General features: G+C 43.8%; 15 protein-coding genes. 13 read left to right on the top strand and 2 right to left on the bottom strand.

From position 1 onward, the window contains the following. The first annotated feature begins 266 nt into the window (after positions 1–266). The 12 genes from rimO (at position 267) to JMY06_RS10355 (ending at position 15,365) form a co-directional block, all read left to right on the top strand. Entirely contained in the window at positions 267–1,865 is a 1,599-nt protein-coding gene (rimO, locus tag JMY06_RS10410; RefSeq protein ID WP_227672294.1) for a 30S ribosomal protein S12 methylthiotransferase RimO, read from the top strand. Positions 1,866–2,074: 209 nt separating this feature from the next. Next, complete coding sequence (gene pyrH / locus JMY06_RS10405) at positions 2,075–2,800, top strand: UMP kinase (RefSeq protein WP_201618208.1); 726 nt, start codon at positions 2,075–2,077, stop codon at positions 2,798–2,800. 120 nt (positions 2,801–2,920) lie between these two features. Continuing rightward, the gene (gene frr / locus JMY06_RS10400) at positions 2,921–3,475 is read left to right on the top strand and encodes a ribosome recycling factor (protein ID WP_201618207.1); all 555 of its coding nucleotides are present in this window, start codon (positions 2,921–2,923) and stop codon (positions 3,473–3,475) included. Between the two features lie 362 nt (positions 3,476–3,837). Beyond that, entirely contained in the window at positions 3,838–4,611 is a 774-nt protein-coding gene (gene uppS, locus JMY06_RS10395) for a polyprenyl diphosphate synthase (protein WP_201529585.1), read from the top strand. Between the two features lie 55 nt (positions 4,612–4,666). Next, positions 4,667–5,476, top strand: a complete 810-nt coding sequence (locus JMY06_RS10390; protein ID WP_201618206.1) for a phosphatidate cytidylyltransferase — start codon at positions 4,667–4,669, stop codon at positions 5,474–5,476. Positions 5,477–5,668: 192 nt separating this feature from the next. Continuing rightward, a complete protein-coding gene (gene ispC, locus JMY06_RS10385; RefSeq protein ID WP_201618205.1) occupies positions 5,669–6,871 on the top strand; it encodes a 1-deoxy-D-xylulose-5-phosphate reductoisomerase in 1,203 nt (400 codons plus the stop codon). Positions 6,872–6,961: 90 nt separating this feature from the next. Beyond that, on the top strand, positions 6,962–8,362 hold the full coding sequence (rseP, locus tag JMY06_RS10380; RefSeq protein WP_201618204.1) for an RIP metalloprotease RseP: 1,401 nt from the start codon (positions 6,962–6,964) through the stop codon (positions 8,360–8,362). 262 nt (positions 8,363–8,624) lie between these two features. Next, entirely contained in the window at positions 8,625–11,051 is a 2,427-nt protein-coding gene (bamA, locus tag JMY06_RS10375) for an outer membrane protein assembly factor BamA (protein WP_201618203.1), read from the top strand. 156 nt (positions 11,052–11,207) lie between these two features. After that, positions 11,208–12,224, top strand: a complete 1,017-nt coding sequence (gene lpxD, locus JMY06_RS10370) for a UDP-3-O-(3-hydroxymyristoyl)glucosamine N-acyltransferase (RefSeq protein ID WP_201618202.1) — start codon at positions 11,208–11,210, stop codon at positions 12,222–12,224. Between the two features lie 104 nt (positions 12,225–12,328). Then, complete coding sequence (gene fabZ / locus JMY06_RS10365; RefSeq protein ID WP_201529597.1) at positions 12,329–12,838, top strand: 3-hydroxyacyl-ACP dehydratase FabZ; 510 nt, start codon at positions 12,329–12,331, stop codon at positions 12,836–12,838. A 90-nt stretch (positions 12,839–12,928) separates the two neighbouring features. Next, a complete protein-coding gene (gene lpxA / locus JMY06_RS10360) occupies positions 12,929–13,708 on the top strand; it encodes an acyl-ACP--UDP-N-acetylglucosamine O-acyltransferase (protein WP_201618201.1) in 780 nt (259 codons plus the stop codon). A 304-nt stretch (positions 13,709–14,012) separates the two neighbouring features. Then, positions 14,013–15,365, top strand: a complete 1,353-nt coding sequence (locus tag JMY06_RS10355; protein ID WP_201618200.1) for a sodium-dependent transporter — start codon at positions 14,013–14,015, stop codon at positions 15,363–15,365. Between the two features lie 138 nt (positions 15,366–15,503). Here the strand turns inward: JMY06_RS10355 and tgt are convergent, their stop codons facing one another. Continuing rightward, positions 15,504–16,655, bottom strand: a complete 1,152-nt coding sequence (gene tgt / locus JMY06_RS10350) for a tRNA guanosine(34) transglycosylase Tgt (RefSeq protein WP_201618199.1) — start codon at positions 16,653–16,655, stop codon at positions 15,504–15,506. 416 nt (positions 16,656–17,071) lie between these two features. Between tgt and JMY06_RS10345 the strand changes: the two genes are divergently transcribed. Further along, on the top strand, positions 17,072–17,731 hold the full coding sequence (locus tag JMY06_RS10345; protein ID WP_201618198.1) for an SOUL family heme-binding protein: 660 nt from the start codon (positions 17,072–17,074) through the stop codon (positions 17,729–17,731). A gap of 158 nt (positions 17,732–17,889) precedes the next feature. Here JMY06_RS10345 and asd read toward each other — a convergent pair whose 3' ends face one another. Then, on the bottom strand, positions 17,890–19,020 hold the full coding sequence (gene asd, locus JMY06_RS10340; RefSeq protein ID WP_201529607.1) for an aspartate-semialdehyde dehydrogenase: 1,131 nt from the start codon (positions 19,018–19,020) through the stop codon (positions 17,890–17,892). Positions 19,021–19,298 lie beyond the last annotated feature (278 nt).

The following is a 19,298-nucleotide window of genomic DNA, read 5'->3' as shown; positions in this document are numbered from 1 at the left end:
GAGTTTGGCAAGCCCTTTTTTGATTAACCTTAATTATTTTCTATTTTGTTATAAATAATAATATAAGTTCCTGATATTATTAACTTTTTATTTTATCAGTTTATAGGATTATTTATGCAATATTCTGTGGCTTATAGGCTAAGGTTACTCTGTAACCTTGATATAATATCTAACCACAACTCAACACTATAGCGCGGCAAAACTGGCGATTAATATAAAAAAAACGTACAATGCGCTCAGCCATTTTATCTCTAGCAAGGTCAGCCATGCCCAAAATTTCTACCCAGTCTCCTGATGCAATGCATACAGTCGAACGCTCAACTTCAGATGCTCTGAATGCAGATAACCTAAATACTGCCGCGCAACCGCTACAAAATACGGCGACCGTGTTTAATCCTGCACAAGCTCAAACACAGAGCGAGCCTTATCATCATAAAGCCAATCACAATCAAAACCGCAGTATTGCTCAAAGTAGCGATGCAACCAGCGGCGGGATTGGTGCAACGGCATCTAGCCCTGCAACAGCTACGCCTAAGATAGGTTTTGTGTCTTTAGGGTGTCCTAAAGCACTAGTTGATAGTGAGCGTATTATTACTGAGCTTAGCCGTGATGGTTATCAAGTTGCTAGTGATTATGAAGGCGCAGATTTAGTCGTCGTCAATACCTGCGGCTTTATTGAGTCAGCGGTACAAGAGTCGCTGGACGCCATCGGTGAGGCCATTAGTAAAAATGGTAAAGTGATCGTCACTGGTTGTCTGGGTAAAGAGGCGGATAAAATTCGCACAATGCATCCTGCTGTATTAGCAGTGACCGGCGCGCACGCTTATGATGAAGTCATTAGAGCAGTCGCGCTGCACGTGCCAAAGCCTGACCGCAGTACCGATAAAGATTATAATCCTAAAATAGATTTGATTAATGAGGCGGGGATTAAATTAACGCCCAGCCATTATGCTTATTTAAAGATTTCAGAAGGCTGTAATCATCACTGCACGTTTTGTATTATTCCAAGTATGCGCGGGAAATTGGTCTCACGCCCGATTGATAGCGTAATGAATGAGGCGATGGCGCTTAAAAACGCTGGGGTCAAAGAGCTGTTAATCATCTCACAAGATACCTCTGCCTATGGGCTGGATTTAAAATATAAGACCAGCTTTTGGAATGGCATGCCGCTAAAGTCTAAGTTTTATGACTTATGCCAAGCATTAAACGATTTAGGCATTTGGGTACGTCTACATTATGTTTATCCGTATCCGCACGTCGATAAAGTCGTTGAGTTAATGGGTGAAAAGAAACTACTTCCTTATTTAGATATTCCTTTTCAGCATGCCAGTCATAGCGTCTTAAAGGCTATGAAACGTCCGGCCCATAGCGAAAACACCTTAGCGCGTATTCATGCTTGGCGTGCTATTTGCCCTGATATCGTTATTCGCTCAACCTTTGTAGTTGGCTTCCCAGGGGAAACAGAAGAGGACTTTCAATGTTTACTCGATTGGTTAGTCGAGGCCCGTCTCGATCGGGTGGGTGCGTTTACTTATTCAGACGTCGAAGGCGCAGTTGCCAATGACTTGCCCAATCCAGTGCCTGAAGCTATTAAACAAGAACGCTATGAGCGCTTTATGGCGTTACAACAAGAGATCTCTGCGCAAAAGCTGCAAGAAAAAATCGGTAAAACCTTAACCGTATTAGTTGATGAGATTGATTTTGAAGAGAATGTTGCTATCTGCCGTAGTTATGCTGATGCGCCAGAAATTGATGGTCATGTCTATGTCGATGACATTACGTCCGCGGTAAAAGTCGGGCAGTTCTTGACGGTTACCATTGATGACGCCAGCGAATATGATTTATTTGCCAGTTATGATGGTTAAAGTTGGCTAACTACAGTTAATATTTAAAAAAGCCAATCGACTATTAAATGTAGGCGTGAAAATTGCCCAACGGCGAGCAGTTTTTGCTACAATTAGCGCAATTTAGCACGCTTGTGCTATTTTGGCGCACATGTCTTATTCTGTATTCTAGTGTCATTGTTATGTTAACGATATTTTTGATTATAATTTAACGATAAAAAGGTGCTTTCATGTCTGACAAAAACCCCCGCTACTCTCGTATTTTGCTTAAACTCTCTGGCGAAGCCTTAGCAGGCGGCAAAGACATGGGTATTGATAGCGACGTGCTTGATAAGATAAGCCTGTCCATCGCGCATTTGCGTGGTCTTGGGGTGCAAGTCGGTATCGTCGTTGGTGGTGGTAACTTATATCGCGGCGCGCAGCTGCAAAAAGAAGGCTTGGTTGGCCGAGTAACTGGCGATCAAATGGGTATGTTAGCCACCGTTATGAATGGTTTGGCGATGCGTGATGCCCTTGAGCGTCGCAATATTAAAACGCGCTTGATGTCAGCCTTACCTATTGGTGAAGTTACTGAAAGCTACAGTAGCCGTAACGCTATTCGTTATCTTAAAAATGGCGAAGTATGCATTTTTGTTGCTGGTACCGGTAACCCGTTCTTTACGACTGATACCGCTGCTTGTCTGCGCGGCATTGAGATTGAAGCGGGTTTGATTCTTAAAGCCACCAAAGTGGATGGCGTCTATGATAAAGACCCAAGCTTGCATGCCGATGCGGTCAAATATGATGGTCTAACCTTTGATGAAGTATTAGAACAAAAACTCGGTGTCATGGATTTGACTGCTATTGCCCTATGCCGCGAGCATAATGTACCTCTGCAAGTTTTTGATATGACCAAGCCCAATGCCTTATTAAATGTCGTTATGGGCGAGAATGAAGGCACGCGCGTTTTTCACTAAAGTGATAGGGCAGTGCTATAGCTATAGCTATTAGCAGTAACGCAGCACCTGAAAGTTGCGTCAGCATTTAAACAACGAACAGCCATACATATTATCGGTATCGATAAATAAGGACACGTAATGATTAAAGAGATTAAGCAAGACGGCGAATCGCGTATGCAAAAGACGTTAGAGGCGCTCGAAGGCACCTTTAGTAAAGTTCGTACGGGACGCGCACATCCAGGTATGTTGTCAGGCGTAATGGTTAGCTACTATGGCTCAGCCACCCCTTTAAACCAAGTTGCTAGTGTTAACGTCGAAGACTCGCGCACGCTATTGGTACAGCCTTTTGACCGTACCATGGTGCAAGCGATAGACAAAGCCATTCGCGAAGCCGATTTGGGTCTTAATCCAATGACTGCTGACGTTATTCGGGTACCAATGCCATCTTTGACGGAAGAAACTCGCCGCGACATGCAAAAGCTGGCGCGCGGAGAAGCTGAGAACAGCCGTGTCTCTATCCGTAATATCCGCCGTGATATGCTGGGTGATATTAAAGATTTGGCCAAAGAAAAAGAAATATCAGAAGATGACGAGCGCCGCGCTAGTGATGATATTCAAAAAATTACGGATAAATTTATCGAAACTATCGATAGCCGTTTAAGCAGAAAAGAAACTGATTTGATGGAAGTTTAGCGTGATAAAAACAAGGTGCTAGAAGCCAATTTCATAGCCTTTAGCAAGCCATGTTGATTTTCTTATTTGTGTAAACAGACGGCCAATAGTTTGATACTGTTGGCTGTTTATTTCTATTTTAAATCAATAAATAAATATGACTAACTTCTATTATTTGCAAATTGTGTTTAATGACAAACCTTATTTATGATAATCCTGTGAAATAGCAGCGCGTTACTTTTTAAATCTCATCACCTGCGTTATTATAAAGAGGTCACTATTTCAAATGGTTGTTATAAATTGATTATAAATAAGTGTGCTAAACCAGCACTATCAATAAATTAACCCTGATAAATTTACCTCAATAATAAGCAGTAACGTCCATGTCTACTTCCGCTCCTTCGGCCCCTGTCCTTATCCCTCGCCATATCGCCATCATTATGGATGGTAACAATCGCTATGGTAAAGCCAACTCCTTAGGCCACGGCGAAGGTCATGTCGCTGGCAAAAATGCACTAGATCCTATCGTTGAGTATTGTATCGATGCTGGGATTGAAGTATTGACGGTCTTTGCTTTTTCGAGTGAGAACTGGCAACGTCCGCCGAATGAAGTGGCACTCTTGATGCATTTATTAGCGCTGGCTATTCATGAGCAAGTGCCGCGTATGCAAAAAAATCACATTCAGCTGCGCTTTATTGGGGATCGCAGTCAGCTCAGTGATGATTTGCAAGACTTAATGGCAGACGCTGAAGCCAAAACTGCTCATTTTAATGCCATGACCCTAGTGATTGCTATCAGTTATGGTGGACAATGGGATATTGCTCATGCTGCAAAACAACTGGCACAGCAGGTACAAGACGGACAGTTACGCGCCGACGATATTAATAAAGATATGCTTGGCCAGCACGTGCAACTTGCCGATACGCCCGCAGTAGATATGTTAATACGGACGGGCGGCGAATATCGTCTTTCTAACTTTTTATTATGGCAATCAGCCTATGCAGAGCTGTTTTTTACCCAAACGCTATGGCCAAATTTTGCTGCGGCAGAGTTGGCATCAATGGTCGCAGAATTTGCTAAGCGCCAGCGCCGTTTTGGTAAAACCAGCGAGCAAGTAGAGCCGCCGCCATCGCAGTCATTAACAGATATAAATTAATTGTTATAATACAATATTAATCAGATATGTCTCATTATTATAAGGCCTAATTGGTATGTGGCAACGGATTAAAACGGCAATTGTTCTCATTATTATCGTTGGTATTGCGCTGTTTGCGAGCCAAACGCCTATTCTTTTTGCGCCGTTATTGATGGTTGGCGTAACGATTGCCGCCCACGAATGGACGAAGCTGATGCCAAAATGGCGGCAGCCAGTGGTTTTTGTGCTGCTGGTGTTGGTAGTGACATTAATAGCACTCATGTTCCCAATAACTTGGGTGTTATGGTGGGCGGCGTCATTAATAATATGGCTGATGGCACTATCTTGGGTCGGTAAGTTCCCAACTCATACCAAATGGTATGGTAAACAGCTGGCACTGATGGGGGGCGTGATATTAACTGCCTCGATTACGGCTATGTTCTACCTGTGGCAACAGTCAGCGTGGTGGCTGCTATATGTATTCTTGATGGTCTGGTGTGCCGACAGCGGTGCTTACTTCGTTGGGCGTAAGCTGGGACGGCGTAAAATGGCACCGAATGTTTCTCCCAATAAGAGTATGGAAGGGCTTGCTGGCGGGCTGGTGACGGGTTTGCTCGTGGTTATCGCTATTAGTGTCTTTAAGTTGCAACTGACAGGTATTGCTCTGATTTCATTTATAGCCTTGTCAGCGCTAACTATCTTGGCCTCAGTTTTAGGTGATTTATTTGAGTCAATGCTCAAGCGCCGAGCCGGTGTCAAAGATTCTGGTACTATTCTGCCAGGACATGGTGGCATACTTGATCGTATCGATTCGCTATTATCTGCGACCCCGATATTCGCGCTTGGTTTTTGGGGCTTGCAGCAACTCGGCTTATTGGTGGTTTAAAAGATATGTTCAGCAATGTTGTCGAGCTGGTTTATTATGCCGAGCTAAGTACTGGGCTTTTTATTTTTGTTGAGTTGTATTTATAACGGTTTATAATAAGTCTTTTTTGTATTTTTTATTTCTGGCTATCCATACTTTTCAGTTGTTTGACTCTCTTTATTTACTATAACGATATCATAGGCATCCATAATTATGACGCAACGCATCGCCGTACTCGGCGCAACGGGCTCTATTGGCGATAGCACTTTAACAATTTTAGCGGGCTATCCGCATGATTATGAGGTCTATGCCTTATCAGGATATCAGCGTTTAGATAAGTTATTGGCACTGTGTCAGCAGTTTATGCCGAAGCGTGTTTGCGTACCGACGGTCGTCGTTGATGAGTTCGCTCAGCGCTTGCATACAGCGGGTTTGAATGTTGATGTGGTTGGCGGTGATGCTGGATTGATTGATATTGCCACCGACAGCCAAGTTGATACGGTGGTTGCCGCTATTGTCGGAGCAGCAGGGTTGCCATCTACTTTAGCGGCAGCGCGTGCGGGTAAACGTATTTTATTGGCCAATAAAGAAGCGCTGGTCATGGCTGGACAAATGATGATTGAGGCAGTAAAGATTCATCATGCTACTTTGTTACCAATTGACTCTGAGCACAATGCGATTTTTCAATGTTTGCCGCCTGTTATTCAACAAGACAATACCCAAATTCATGAGCGTAGCCACGGGGTACGTAATCTGTGGTTAACCGCCTCCGGTGGGCCATTTTTGCAGCAGTCATTTAGTCAGATGCAGCAAGCAAGCGTAGCAGAAGCGGTCAAGCATCCAAATTGGTCGATGGGACAAAAAATATCAGTCGATTCAGCAACCATGATGAATAAGGGGCTAGAGCTGATAGAAGCGTGCCATTTATTCGACTTGTCAGAAGATAATATAAATGTGGTGATTCATCCACAAAGTATCATTCACTCAATGGTAGAATATAGCGACGGTAGCTTTTTGGCGCAGCTGGGCAGCCCAGACATGAAAACCCCCATTGCCCATGCGCTCAGCTATCCTGCGCGTATCAATAGTGGCTCGCAGCCCTTAGATTTGTATGCGCTCAGTGGTCTTGAGTTTATTAAACCTGACTTACAAAAATTTGCTTGTTTGCGTCTGGCGCGCCAAGCCATGCAAGCAGGGACACAAGCGACTATTGTGCTCAATGCAGCCAATGAGGTCGCTGTGGCGGCATTTTTAGCGGGGCAAGTACGCCTGACAGATATTGCTGATATTAATGAGCAAGCATTGGCTGAAGTTCAGGTGTCGACATTAGGCACGGATGCAGATATCGATGATATTCTAGCGATTGATGCGATGGCGCGGCGCTATACCGATGCCATTATTGCAAAGATCGCATAGCTGAAATCAATTTAAATTGGCGACAGTGATTAAACAAACCTATATAAATGTAGGCGACTTAACCTATAGCAACCTAAGCGAGAAAAGATAATGACGTTCTTATTAACGCTATTGGCGGCAATTTTTGTATTGGGGCCCCTGATTGCGCTGCACGAATGGGGTCACTTTATCGTGGCGCGGCTGTGCGGTGTTAAGGTGCTGACTTATTCTATTGGCTTCGGTCCTAAACTTGCCGGTTGGACCAGTAAGAAGAGCGGTATTGACTATCGCATCTCAGCGTTGCCACTTGGCGGTTATGTTAAAATGCTTGATGAGCGCGAAGGCGAAGTGGCTGAGCATGAACAACATTTGGCCTTTAATCGTCAGCATCCACTGAAGAAGATTGCTATTGTGGCTGCTGGTCCGATTATGAACTTTATTATTGCCATTGCGCTGTTTTGGGTGTTGTTTATGACCCCATCAGAGCAGTTAGCAACCAATATTGGTCAAGTATTACCGGATAGTCCAGCAGCGATGGCGCAGTTGCCAGCCGGTGACAAAATTGTAGCTATTGATGGACATGAAGTGCAAACATGGGAGGCGATTAATTATCGTCTTGCAGGACGTATGGGTGAGACTGACAATGTCAGCGTTACTCTTCAGTCGCAAGCTAGCCCACAACCCCAAGCCACTTCGCCATCTGCTACAGGCTTGCAAACTTATCAAGCACCCGTGACGCGCTTTATGCAAGGTGATGCTCAAGGTAAAGACGCGTTAACTAGCTTTGGGATGCTGCCTTGGCAACCAGAAATTGCACCTATCATTGGTGATTTATCAGCTGATGGGGCGGCTCTTCGCCAAGGTTTAGAAGTCGGTGATCGTATCACCGCGATTAACGATACACCAGTAGTAGATTGGCTAAGCGCCACCCGAATTATCCGTGATAGTCCTGAAGTATTGCTAAACTTTACGGTGCTACGAGCGGATAAACCGGTGCAGCTGCAAATTATGCCACAAGGTAAAAAAGATACTTTGGGTAACGATTATGGCCAAATTGGTGCTATGGTTGCTCAATCTGAGATTGTCATTCCTAATGCTTATAAAACCACGGTAGTATATGGCGCAGGTGAGGCACTGGTTAAATCGTTTGAAAAAACCGAGCAGCTGGCAGTGATGACAGTCAGCTCAATGGGAAAAATGCTGTCTGGAGCAATTGGACTTGAAAATCTATCTGGGCCTATTACTATTGCCAAAGTCGCCAAGCAAAGCTTTGATATTAGCTGGGAGATGGTGCTGTCGACCGCCGCTTTAATCAGTTTGAGTCTAGCGGTACTGAATTTGTTACCTATTCCAGTATTGGACGGTGGTCACATTGTTTATTATCTTATCGAGCTGATTCGGGGTAAACCATTATCAGAAGGCGTACAAATGATAGGTCTGAATATCGGTTTACTCTTGCTGGCAGGTTTCATGGTGTTAGCGATTGGTAATGATATCAGTCGGCTATTTTGATTGTACGGTAACCGTCTAACAGAGTAAGATGCGATATACTAACGTCTGCATGGGAATAGCATCCTGATTATGCCAATGACATGCTGACGGGCTATAGCACTGCTACTATACTAATGGTAATTTTTAGTTTATTTTATGATACGTTTTATATAAAGTGTTCGGAGTCACCAATGTTTGAGTTAAAAACTCCGAATTGATTGGGCTAGACAACACGCGCTTTTTACCTTAACTTAAGCAAGTTTTTTATTGACGGATAGTGTTTATGCGTACGCCTTTATTTATGAGCGCGGCTGGGTTGCCGTTAGTGGTAGCGATGATGAGTATGTCGGCACAAGCGGCAGACTTTGTGGTAACAGACATCGACTTTTCAGGGCTACAGCGCCTAACTGCCGATAGTCTCTATCCGGTGTTACCTGTTTCGGTGGGTGATACGGTCACGGACGCAAGCCTTGCAGCCAGCATCAAAGCCCTATATGCCACCGATAATTTCGCCAATATTCAAAGCCGCGTTGAAGGTGGCCAGCTGCGTTTTGATGTTATTGAACGCCCTGTTATCGCCGAAGTAAACTTTGACGGTAATAAGCTGATACCTAAAGAGGGACTGGAGCAAGGACTAAAAAACGCAGGTTTATCTGTAGGCGCTGTGCTTAAACAGTCGACGCTGCAAGGCGTGGCCAATGAGCTACAGCAGCAATATATCAGCCAAGGTTATTATAATAGTAATATCGAAGTCGACCAAACGCTGCTTGATGGTAACCGCGTTAAATTAGACGTGCGCTTTATCGAAGGCAAGCCTGCTAAAGTAGTCGATATTAATATTATTGGCAATAAGCATTTCAGTGATTCTGATATTAAAGATGTCTTTGCGGTAAAAGAATCATCGTGGACGCGTTTACTGTCTAAGTCTGATCGCTATGCTAAAGAAAAGCTGGCGGCCAGTTTAGAGAACCTAAAAGCGCTTTATCAAAATGATGGCTACGTGCGTTTTAACGTCGATAATGCAGTGCTTAATATCAGTGAAGATAAACGCAGTGTGTTTATTGAAATTAGCTTAAGTGAAGGGGAGCAATATCAATTCGGTGATATCAACTTCTTAGGTCAGCCTAAGTTTGATAATGATCAGCTGAAGGAACTAGTCACTTTTGCACCCAATGAGCAATACTCTCAAGCCAAGCTTGATGCAACCACCGCGGCACTAAAAAGCCGTTATGGTAACGAAGGCTATTATTTGGCCCAAGTTCGTCCGGTTCCTCGCATTGATGAAGATACCAAAATCGTTGATATCGATTATTATATCGATCCTGCCCGTCCTATTTATGTGCGCCGTATTAATTTTAACGGTAACTTGCGTACCCAAGATGAAGTACTACGCCGTGAGATGCGTCAATTAGAAGGCGCGCTTGCTTCTAATGAAAAAATCCAGCTGTCGCGCACGCGTTTGATGCGTACAGGCTTTTTTAAAGGCGTTAACGTTGAAGTTAAACCCGTGCCCAATCAGCCAGACCAAGTCGATGTCTACTATACTGTTGAAGAGCAGCCCTCAGGTAGCTCGACTATTGCCGCGGGTTACTCACAAAGTGGCGGTGTGACTTTCCAAGTAGATTTGACTCAGAACAACTTTATGGGCACCGGTAACCGAGTTAAAGCGGGATTATCACGCTCAGAGACTCGCGACTCTTATAGCTTAGGTTATACCGATCCTTACTTCACTGAAAATGGGGTCTCACAAGGCATCAGTGCTTATTATCGTGAGACCAAGTACGATGATAGGAACGTTAGTAACTATGTTACCGACTCTTATGGTGGGACGCTAAACTATAGCTATCCAGTCGATGAAACCAAGCGCGTTAGCGCCGGTTTAAATGTCGATAATACCTCAGTTCGTGGTGGTAGCCGTCTCGGAGTTTCAAACGTTCAGCAGCTGATTGATGATGGCGGTTCGTTTGAAAGCTATAAAAATGATGAGGGTGAACTTACTGGGCGTGCTGGTTTCAAGAATGACTATAGTACCTACAATCTCTTACTGGGCTGGGATTACAGTACTCTAGACCGTCCCGTATTCCCGACTAAAGGTATGAGCCATACTGTTGATGCTACTATTGGGCTTGGTGATGCCAGTTATCAAAAAATGATATATCGTGGTAACGTGTATTATCCATTCTATAAAGACTGGGTAGCACGTGGTTATACTAAGCTTGGTTATGGTAACGACTTACCATTCTATGAGAACTTCTATGCCGGTGGTTATGGTTCCGTACGTGGTTATGAAGCATCAACCCTTGGACCTAGATCTAAAAGCTACTATGATGCCGTCGATGACAGTTTTGACCGTCTGCAAGATGAAGAGGTCGGTGGTAACGCCTTAGTCAGCTTTGGTACCGAACTAATTTTGCCAATGCCATTTAAAGGTGATTGGGCAGAACAAGTGCGTCCGGTAATATTCGCTGAAGGCGGCCAAGTATTCGATACCACTGATAAAGAAGACCGTAAATTCTTTGATCCAGTGGGCAATAAACAAACCGATATACCGCTTCTGACCCAAGATAATAAATTCCGTTTCAGTGCGGGCGCCGGTATTACTTGGTATACCCCTATTGGACCGATTTCGTTAAGTTATGCCGTACCCATTGGTGATAAAGAAGGCGATGAGACTGAGAAAGTACAATTCCAGATTGGTAGCACGTTCTAAGTTGATATATTCAAACTTAGTCCGTTCTAGCTTGGTTTGCTTTAAATAGCTTCAGTGTCTTAAATTGAGCGCAATACAATGAGGTTTTAATTGGTCGTCAAGCTAAGGTTTTAGCTCGGCGCTCGTCTAATTTTATAAAGCGTACTAACTTGAATTATGATAACGATTGAACAACTTATTACCAAAATTGAGCAATGCCAGCCAGTATTGAATAAATCTGAGCTCAGTACTGAACAGTTGCATACCCGCCTAAATGGTGTTGGCAGTTTGACTGATGCCGATGGTGCACAACTGAGTTTTTTGGCCGACCCGCGCTATATATCTAGCCTAGCTAATAGCCAGGCAGGGGCAATGCTGGTTACTGAGCCCTACCGTGATCAGGTTCCGGTAACGTCCATAGCGCTGGTAGTGGCAACACCCTATTTGGCTTATGCCAGCGGCAGTCAACTGTTTGTGCTTAATAGCGCTAACACTGGCATTCATCCGACAGCCGTCGTCGCTGATAGCGCGGTTATCAGTGACGAGGTCAGCATTGGTCCTTATTGCGTGATTGGTGAGCAGGTTCATATTGGTGAGCGTAGCTGTATTGATTCGCATGCCGTCGTTGAGGCGCACTCCCAGATTGGTACTGATGCAGTTATTAAGTCGCACGTAGTGATTGGCCATGACTGTAGGATTGGCAATCACGTGCGGTTGCATACTGGAGTGAGTATTGGTGCTGAAGGTTTTGGTTTTGCGCCGACAGGTGACCCAAGTTCCAGTGGGTGGGTACGTATTGCCCAGCTTGGTCGTGTCATTATCGGCAATCATGTGCGTATTGGCAGTCACACCTGCGTTGACCGCGGCGCGATTGATGATACCGTCATTGGCAATCATGTTATTATTGACAACCTTGTGCAAATAGCACATAACGTACGCATCGGTCACGGTACCGCTATTGCTGCTAAAACAGGTATTGCAGGCAGCACGACTATTGGTAAACGCTGTATTATTGGCGGCGCAGTCGGTATTAATGGCCATATTGAGATTGCGGATGATGTCATTTTATCAGGCATGACAATGGTGACCAAATCCATTAAAACAGCGGGCTCATATTCCTCAGGGACAGCAGCAATGCCAACCGCCAAATGGCGACGTGCTGCTGTACGCTTCCGTCAGCTTGGTAATGAATAGCTTTTTAGAGTTTTAATAATAACTACAATTTATATCAAATAAATACATATTATTTCTTACATCGTATTATTAATAGCCCGCAACAACAGCAAGGAAGCCCCGTTATGAGCGCCACTGATATTGACACCCTAATTGATGACGATATTAAAGCATTATCTGAGCAAGGGCTAACCTTGCCATTGACTTATCACACGCTCAAACATTATCTGCCGCATCGTTATCCATTCATGCTGGTCGATAAAATTACGGCATGTAAGCCGGGTGAGTGCATCACGGGCATCAAAAATGTCACTATTAACGAAGAGTTTTTTAATGGTCATTTCCCTGATGAGCCGATTATGCCAGGAGTGTTGATGGTAGAAGCCATGGCGCAAGTTTCAGGGGTACTGGGCTTCATCAGCGCAGGCTTGACCGCTGAAGATGGCTATCTATATTTGTTTGCAGGGGTCGATAAAGTGCGTTTTAAACGTCGTGTAATTCCGGGGGATCAGCTGATTATTCGTGCTAAAACGGTTGTGCAAAAGCGTGGTATTTATAAGTTTGACTGTACGGTACATGTGGAAGATGAGCTGGCAGCAAGTGCTCAAGTGATGATTGCCCGCCAAGAACAGTGACAAGCGGCTAATTGTTGTGATGAAGCTACTTGCTTAACCAAATGTAATTTTCACTACTTACCTGCATTAAATGATACAAAGGCCTGCATTATGAGTCAGATTCACCCTACAGCGCTCATCTCACCGTCTGCTATGATCGATGACACCGCAGTCATCGGTCCGTATTGTATCGTTGGTGACGAGGTAACGATTGGCGCGCATACTACTTTGTATCGGCATGTGGTAGTCACAAAACTCACTAAAATCGGTAAGCACAATCAATTTTATCAGTTCGCCAGCATCGGTGAAGATCCGCAAGATTTAAAGTATGCCGGTGAGCGCACGTGGCTAGAGATTGGCGATCACAATACTATTCGTGAAGCTTGTAGCCTGCATCGAGGTACCGCGCAAGATGAAGGTATAACCAAGATTGGCAGTCACAATCTATTGATGGTTAATACCCATATCGCCCATGACTGTTCGATTGGAGATCATAATGTAATCGCTAATAATGCGGGTATCGCAGGGCATGTCACTATCGGTAATCATACCATTATCGGCGGTAACTCAGGTGTTCACCAGTTTTGCCGGGTTGATGATTATAGTTTGGTGGGAGGTGCCAGTTTAATCTTAAAAGACGTGGCCGCTTTTACTATGGTATCTGGTAATCCTGCTCATGCACATGGTCTTAATATTGAAGGAATGCGCCGTAAAGATTGGTCACCGCAGACTATCGATGTCTTGCGCCAAGCTTACATGGCTATTTTTAGATCTGGATTAACCACTGCGCAAGCGCTTGCCATATTACGAGAAGAATTGCTGCCTAAAGAACCTAAAATTGAGCTACTTATCAACTCTTTGCAGCACAGTGAACGTGGTGTTGTCCGCTAGGATTCGCTATAAGGTCTTTTATCGCGCCCTTAATCTCTTATCCTCTACTGAATTAAGCTCCTATACTTATTGAGATTTTTTTAGCCATAACTATTAGTTATGGCCTTTCGTGTTTATCATCACTTGACTTTTCCAGTGGCTTAGCAGAAACTGAGCTTTTACAACATTGTAAATAATCCTTTCTTAATGTTGCTGAGCGCGTCACATTGATGTGTTAGTTAGACAGTCGAATGACTATTTATGGCTACTAACGATGATTAAGATTAATCATAAGCAATATTGAGCGGGTCATGAGGACGGCATAATGGCTATCAACAAACAAGAACACGCGCAGTGGAGTTCAAGCTTTGGCTTTGTCCTTGCAGCAGTAGGCTCAGCAGTAGGTTTAGGAAATATTTGGAAATTTCCCTATATGGTAGGTGAGAGTGGGGGTTCCGCTTTTGTTATTGCCTATTTATTTTGTATCGCACTAGTCGGTTTTCCAATATTGGTTGCCGAATGGTTAATCGGTCGTCGAGGGCAAAAAAATCCTGTTAATACCTTTACTGATGTTGCAGCAAGCGAAGGTAAATCTCGTAGTTGGGGTATTGTTGGTGCAACTGGTATTTTAGGTGGTTTCTTAATTCTATCGTTCTATAGTGTCATCGGTGGTTGGGCGCTTAACTATATCACCAAAGTAAGTACCGGTAGCTTTAGCGGTCAAGACGGCGATGCTGTTGGCGCAACCTTTGATGCCATGCTGGCTTCGGCCAGTACACTGACCATTTGGCATACGGTGTTTATGGTGATTACTGCCCTGATTGTCGGTATTGGCGTGACCCGTGGTATCGAAACCACTGCCAAGATTCTGATGCCATTATTAGGTATTATTTTATTCGTCATCGTTGGTTATAACGCCATGAATGCCGGTTTTGGTGAAGCAGTTAACTATCTATTTGTCCCTGATTTGAGCAAGCTGACTGGCGATATCATGTTAGCGGCATTAGGTCATGCCTTCTTCACGCTGTCTATTGGTATGGGTATCATGGTCGCTTATGGTTCCTACTTAGGCCGTGAAGTAAATTTGCTAAAAACCGCACGTATGGTAATCATTTTGGATACTGTCATTGCTTTAGCTGCCGGTTTGGCGATTTTCCCGATTATCTTTAACAATGGTCTTGACCCTGCTTCAGGTCCTGGTCTTATATTTGTGAGCTTGCCTATCGCCTTTGGTAGTATGACTGGCGGCATTATCATTGGTACGTTATTCTTCTTGTTAATTACCTTTGCGGCAGTAACGTCTTCAATCTCATTATTAGAACCATCAGTTGAGTTTTTAGAAGAGCGCACCTCAATGAGCCGTACGATGTCAACTATCGTTGCTAGTACTGTGATTTGGCTATTGGGTATTGCGGCACTATTATCGTTCAACCTATGGGCGGATTTTACCATCATGGGTAACGGTATCTTTGATGTGTTAGATAAGCTAACCAGTAAGTTCTTATTGCCATTGACGGGTCTAGCAGCGATTGTATTCTTCGCTTGGAGAATGGATCAACGTAGTATCCAACAAGAGCTTAATCTGTCTGGTACAGCTTGGACACTCTGGCAAATTATTGCTAAATTTGTCGCACCAATCGCGGTGATTGTGGTCTTTATTACTACCCTTATGAGCTAAGTATTCATTAGTACGATCAAGATAGTATAATCAAAAAAAGTGCTAATAAAAGAGACAGTTAATAGAAAAGGCCTAAGATTATCTTAGGCCTTTTTTATATTTTGAAGGGTGTAAAAACTGCGGTTAAATGAGTAATAATTAGCGTAAGTTTAGCTCAGGGACCGTTTGTCCGCGTATGCTATAAAACTCATTCACAAACGCATCAAAGCTATCTTGCTCAATGGCTTCCCTGATACCAATCATCAAGCGTTGGTAATAACGCAGGTTATGGATAGTTGCTAGCTGTGCACCCAGCATCTCTTTACATTTGTTAAGATGATAGAGGTAGGCACGGCTAAAATTCTGACAAGTGTAGCAATCGCATTCAGGGTCCAACGGTCCCTCATCATTACGATATTGGCTATTGCGAATACGTACGATGCCAATGTTATCCAAATTACCAGTAACAAAGTAATGACCATTACGGGCGTTACGAGTCGGCATCACACAGTCAAACATATCTACCCCACGCCGCACAGCTTCAACGATATCTTCAGGTTTGCCAACACCCATCAGATAGCGCGGTTTATCCGCTGGCATGGCGTCTGGAATATAGTCTAAGACATCCATCATCTCATCTTTAGGTTCGCCGACTGACAGTCCACCGATTGCGTAGCCATCAAAGCCAATCTCTAACAGACCTTCCAATGACTGCCGACGCAAGTCTTCATACATGCTGCCTTGGATAATACCAAATAAGGCATTGGTGCTGCCTAGATTTTGATGCTCATCAAGGCAACGCTGACCCCAGCGGAGTGATAACTCTAAAGACTTTTTGGCTTCATCATGAGTGGCAGGATAGGGCGTACACTCATCGAATTGCATAACGATGTCAGAGTTTAGACTGTACTGAATCTGCATCGATTTTTCTGGTGATAAAAATACTTTAGCGCCATCAATGGGTGATTTAAAGTTTACACCTTCTTCAGTAATTTTACGCATAGCGCCTAAGCTGAATACCTGAAAGCCACCGGAATCGGTCAGGATTGGCTTATCCCAATGCATAAATTGATGCAAGCCGCCAAACTTGTCGATGACATCGGTACCAGGGCGCAACCATAGATGGAAAGTATTGCCTAATATAATATCAGCGCCAATGGCTTCAATATCGCGTGGCAGCATACCTTTAACCGTGCCGTAAGTACCAACTGGCATAAAAGCGGGGGTTTGGACGTCACCATGATTAAGATGAACGGTGCCGCGACGTGCGCGAGTATCGCCGCTGGCCGTTTTATGTAAGGTAAATTGCATATAATAGTCGCTATCTAAGCTATGAAAATAGCACTAATTATAGCATTGCTGGTTATTTTTTGGGTGTAGATATTAAGATAGGCGTTAAGAGGAACAAAGTTAATTTTAATCTTCTGTCTTCTGTTTATTATATAAATAATTTATATGTGTGGTCATATAGCGCTTCACATGGCTTTGCAGAGAACGTTGTATATATAAGTAGATAGCAGGCAGTGCAGTATACCTAACAGCAATAGACACAGCCGTTAGCTGATTGTTAAAGTATAGGTATGAGTAGATTAAAAAATGAGTGCTTTTTTCTCTCACCTTTGAGCCGTACGTATTATAAAAAACAATACTATTGAACTGCGGAGACAAGTTATAAAAGCTTAATTTCTCTATTGCTTGTCACTTCACTACTTATACGAGGAGTTGCTATGGCCACTGAAGAACCTAATTATACTATTTTGAATCAGACCGAAGACTTTGAGTTACGTCGCTATGATGCCCAGCTCGTCGCACAGACTTGGGTGACAGGCGATCAAGATGCTGCCAGTCGCCAAGGATTTAAAATATTGGCAGACTATATTTTTGGTAATAATACTGCGCTAAGTGGGGACAGTAGTAAAATCAGCATGACGGCTCCAGTAATGATGCAGCCGCAAACTGTTAATGAAAACAACAACCCTGACAGTAATGGCACTGATAGCAATGACACCGATAACGCTGAGCAGTCAAAAAAGATTGCTATGACCGCACCTGTGATGATACAACAATTACAAGAAGCACAGCAGGATAATGGCAAGTGGCGGGTACAGTTTATTATGCCCAGTCATTACACTATGCAAACCTTGCCCAAACCTAATAACTCGGACATTACGATTACTGAGCTACCCGTTAAGACTTATGGGGTCATTCAATTCTCAGGACTTGCTGGTAATAATAGAGTAGTAGACAAGACAGAGACCTTGCGGACTTGGATGCAAAGTCAAAAATTAACTATAACCGGTACCTCCGAGCTGGCGCGTTATAATCCGCCGTGGATATTACCATTTATGCGCCGTAATGAGGTTATGATTCCTTACCAGCAGAAATAACTGTTTACTTGTATCAAGCTGGTTCTTTTAATAAACAGACTCTATTAAATGACGGTAGTAAAATCGACCCAAAAAAAGACAGCCTAGGCTGTCTTTTTTATTTTATTATCATTGCTTATGAAGCAACTGCTAATAGGCTTCTATTAAAAAGCTGCTTATTATTTTTGCTCACGAATGATGTTTAGCATCCGGCGTAACGGCTCGGCTGCGCCCCATAACAGTTGGTCACCAACGGTAAAGGCACCTAAATATTCAGGTCCCATATTGAGCTTACGTAAACGACCAATTGCCACAGTTAATGTACCAGTGACGGCCACTGGCGTTAAACGGTTCATAGTTCCTTCTTTATCGTCTTCGACTACATCTAACCACTGATTGCCGCTGTTTTTTAGCGCCGCTTCGATTTCCTCTAGCGGAATATCTTTTTTCAGCTTAATTGTTAAGCCTTGTGCGTGACAGCGCATCGCACCAACACGGACACACATACCGTCAATAGCGATGTTATCGACTTCTGAATTACCAAGAATTTTATTGGTTTCAACACCGCCTTTCCATTCTTCCCGTGACTGTTTGTTTTCCAGTTGCGAGTCGATATATGGAATTAAGCTACCGGCTAATGGCACACCAAAGTACTGCTTAGGGAAGTCAGCTGAGCGCTGAGTTTCAGCAATCTTTTTATCAATCTCAAGTATCGCGCTCGCAGGGTCTGCCAGCTCATCTTTGACCGCATCACGTAGTACACCCATGCCATTAATTAGCTCGCGCATGTTATTCGCACCTGAGCCACTAGCCGCTTGATAAGTCATGGCGCTGACCCATTCGATCCAGCCTTTATTAAACAGCTCACCGATTGCCATTAGCATAAGTGACACGGTACAGTTACCACCGATAAAGTCTTTTTTGCCATCAGCTAAAGCCCTGTCGATGACTTTGCGGTTGACTGGGTCAAGCACAATGATGCTCTCATCTTCCATGCGTAGGGTACTGGCAGCATCAATCCAATAACCATTCCAGCCGCTATCGCGCAAGGGCTGATGTACTTTTTCTGTATAGTCGCCACCTTGGCAGGTGATAATCGCGTCACAAGCAGCTAATGTCTCGATATCATGAGCATCTTTCAATTGGCTTGTAGCGACACCATCAAAGCTTGGGGCGTCACCGCCGGCATTACTGGTCGAAAAAAACACTGGCGTGATACCAGCAAAGTCATTTTCTTCACGCATCCGTTGAACCAGCACTGAGCCAACCATGCCGCGCCAACCTACCAAGCCTACTGTTAAATTACTCATGCAACTCAATCCTCTTTACAATTATTTATGACAATGTCAACCGTTAACAATGCCGTGAAAGCCTATAAAAAGCAAGGTTTTTTGCATAATATTGCTGATTTTCTAATCAATAGTGGCTAGGGCGTGTCATCAATTAGCGCTTCTTTTGTAGAGTAAGTTATACTTATTCTAAATTGGAAACCCGATATCAGACATCATGACAAGACGGCATGCCCTACGCGATGACCAATGGGAACGAATTAAAGACATTCTGCCTGGTAAATCAAGTGACGTCGGAG

It is taken from the genome of Psychrobacter urativorans (assembly GCF_904846675.1).
Classification (GTDB): domain Bacteria; phylum Pseudomonadota; class Gammaproteobacteria; order Pseudomonadales; family Moraxellaceae; genus Psychrobacter; species Psychrobacter urativorans_B.
Note: the sequence above shows the minus strand (reverse complement) of the source record. Positions and strands in the feature narration are given on the sequence as shown.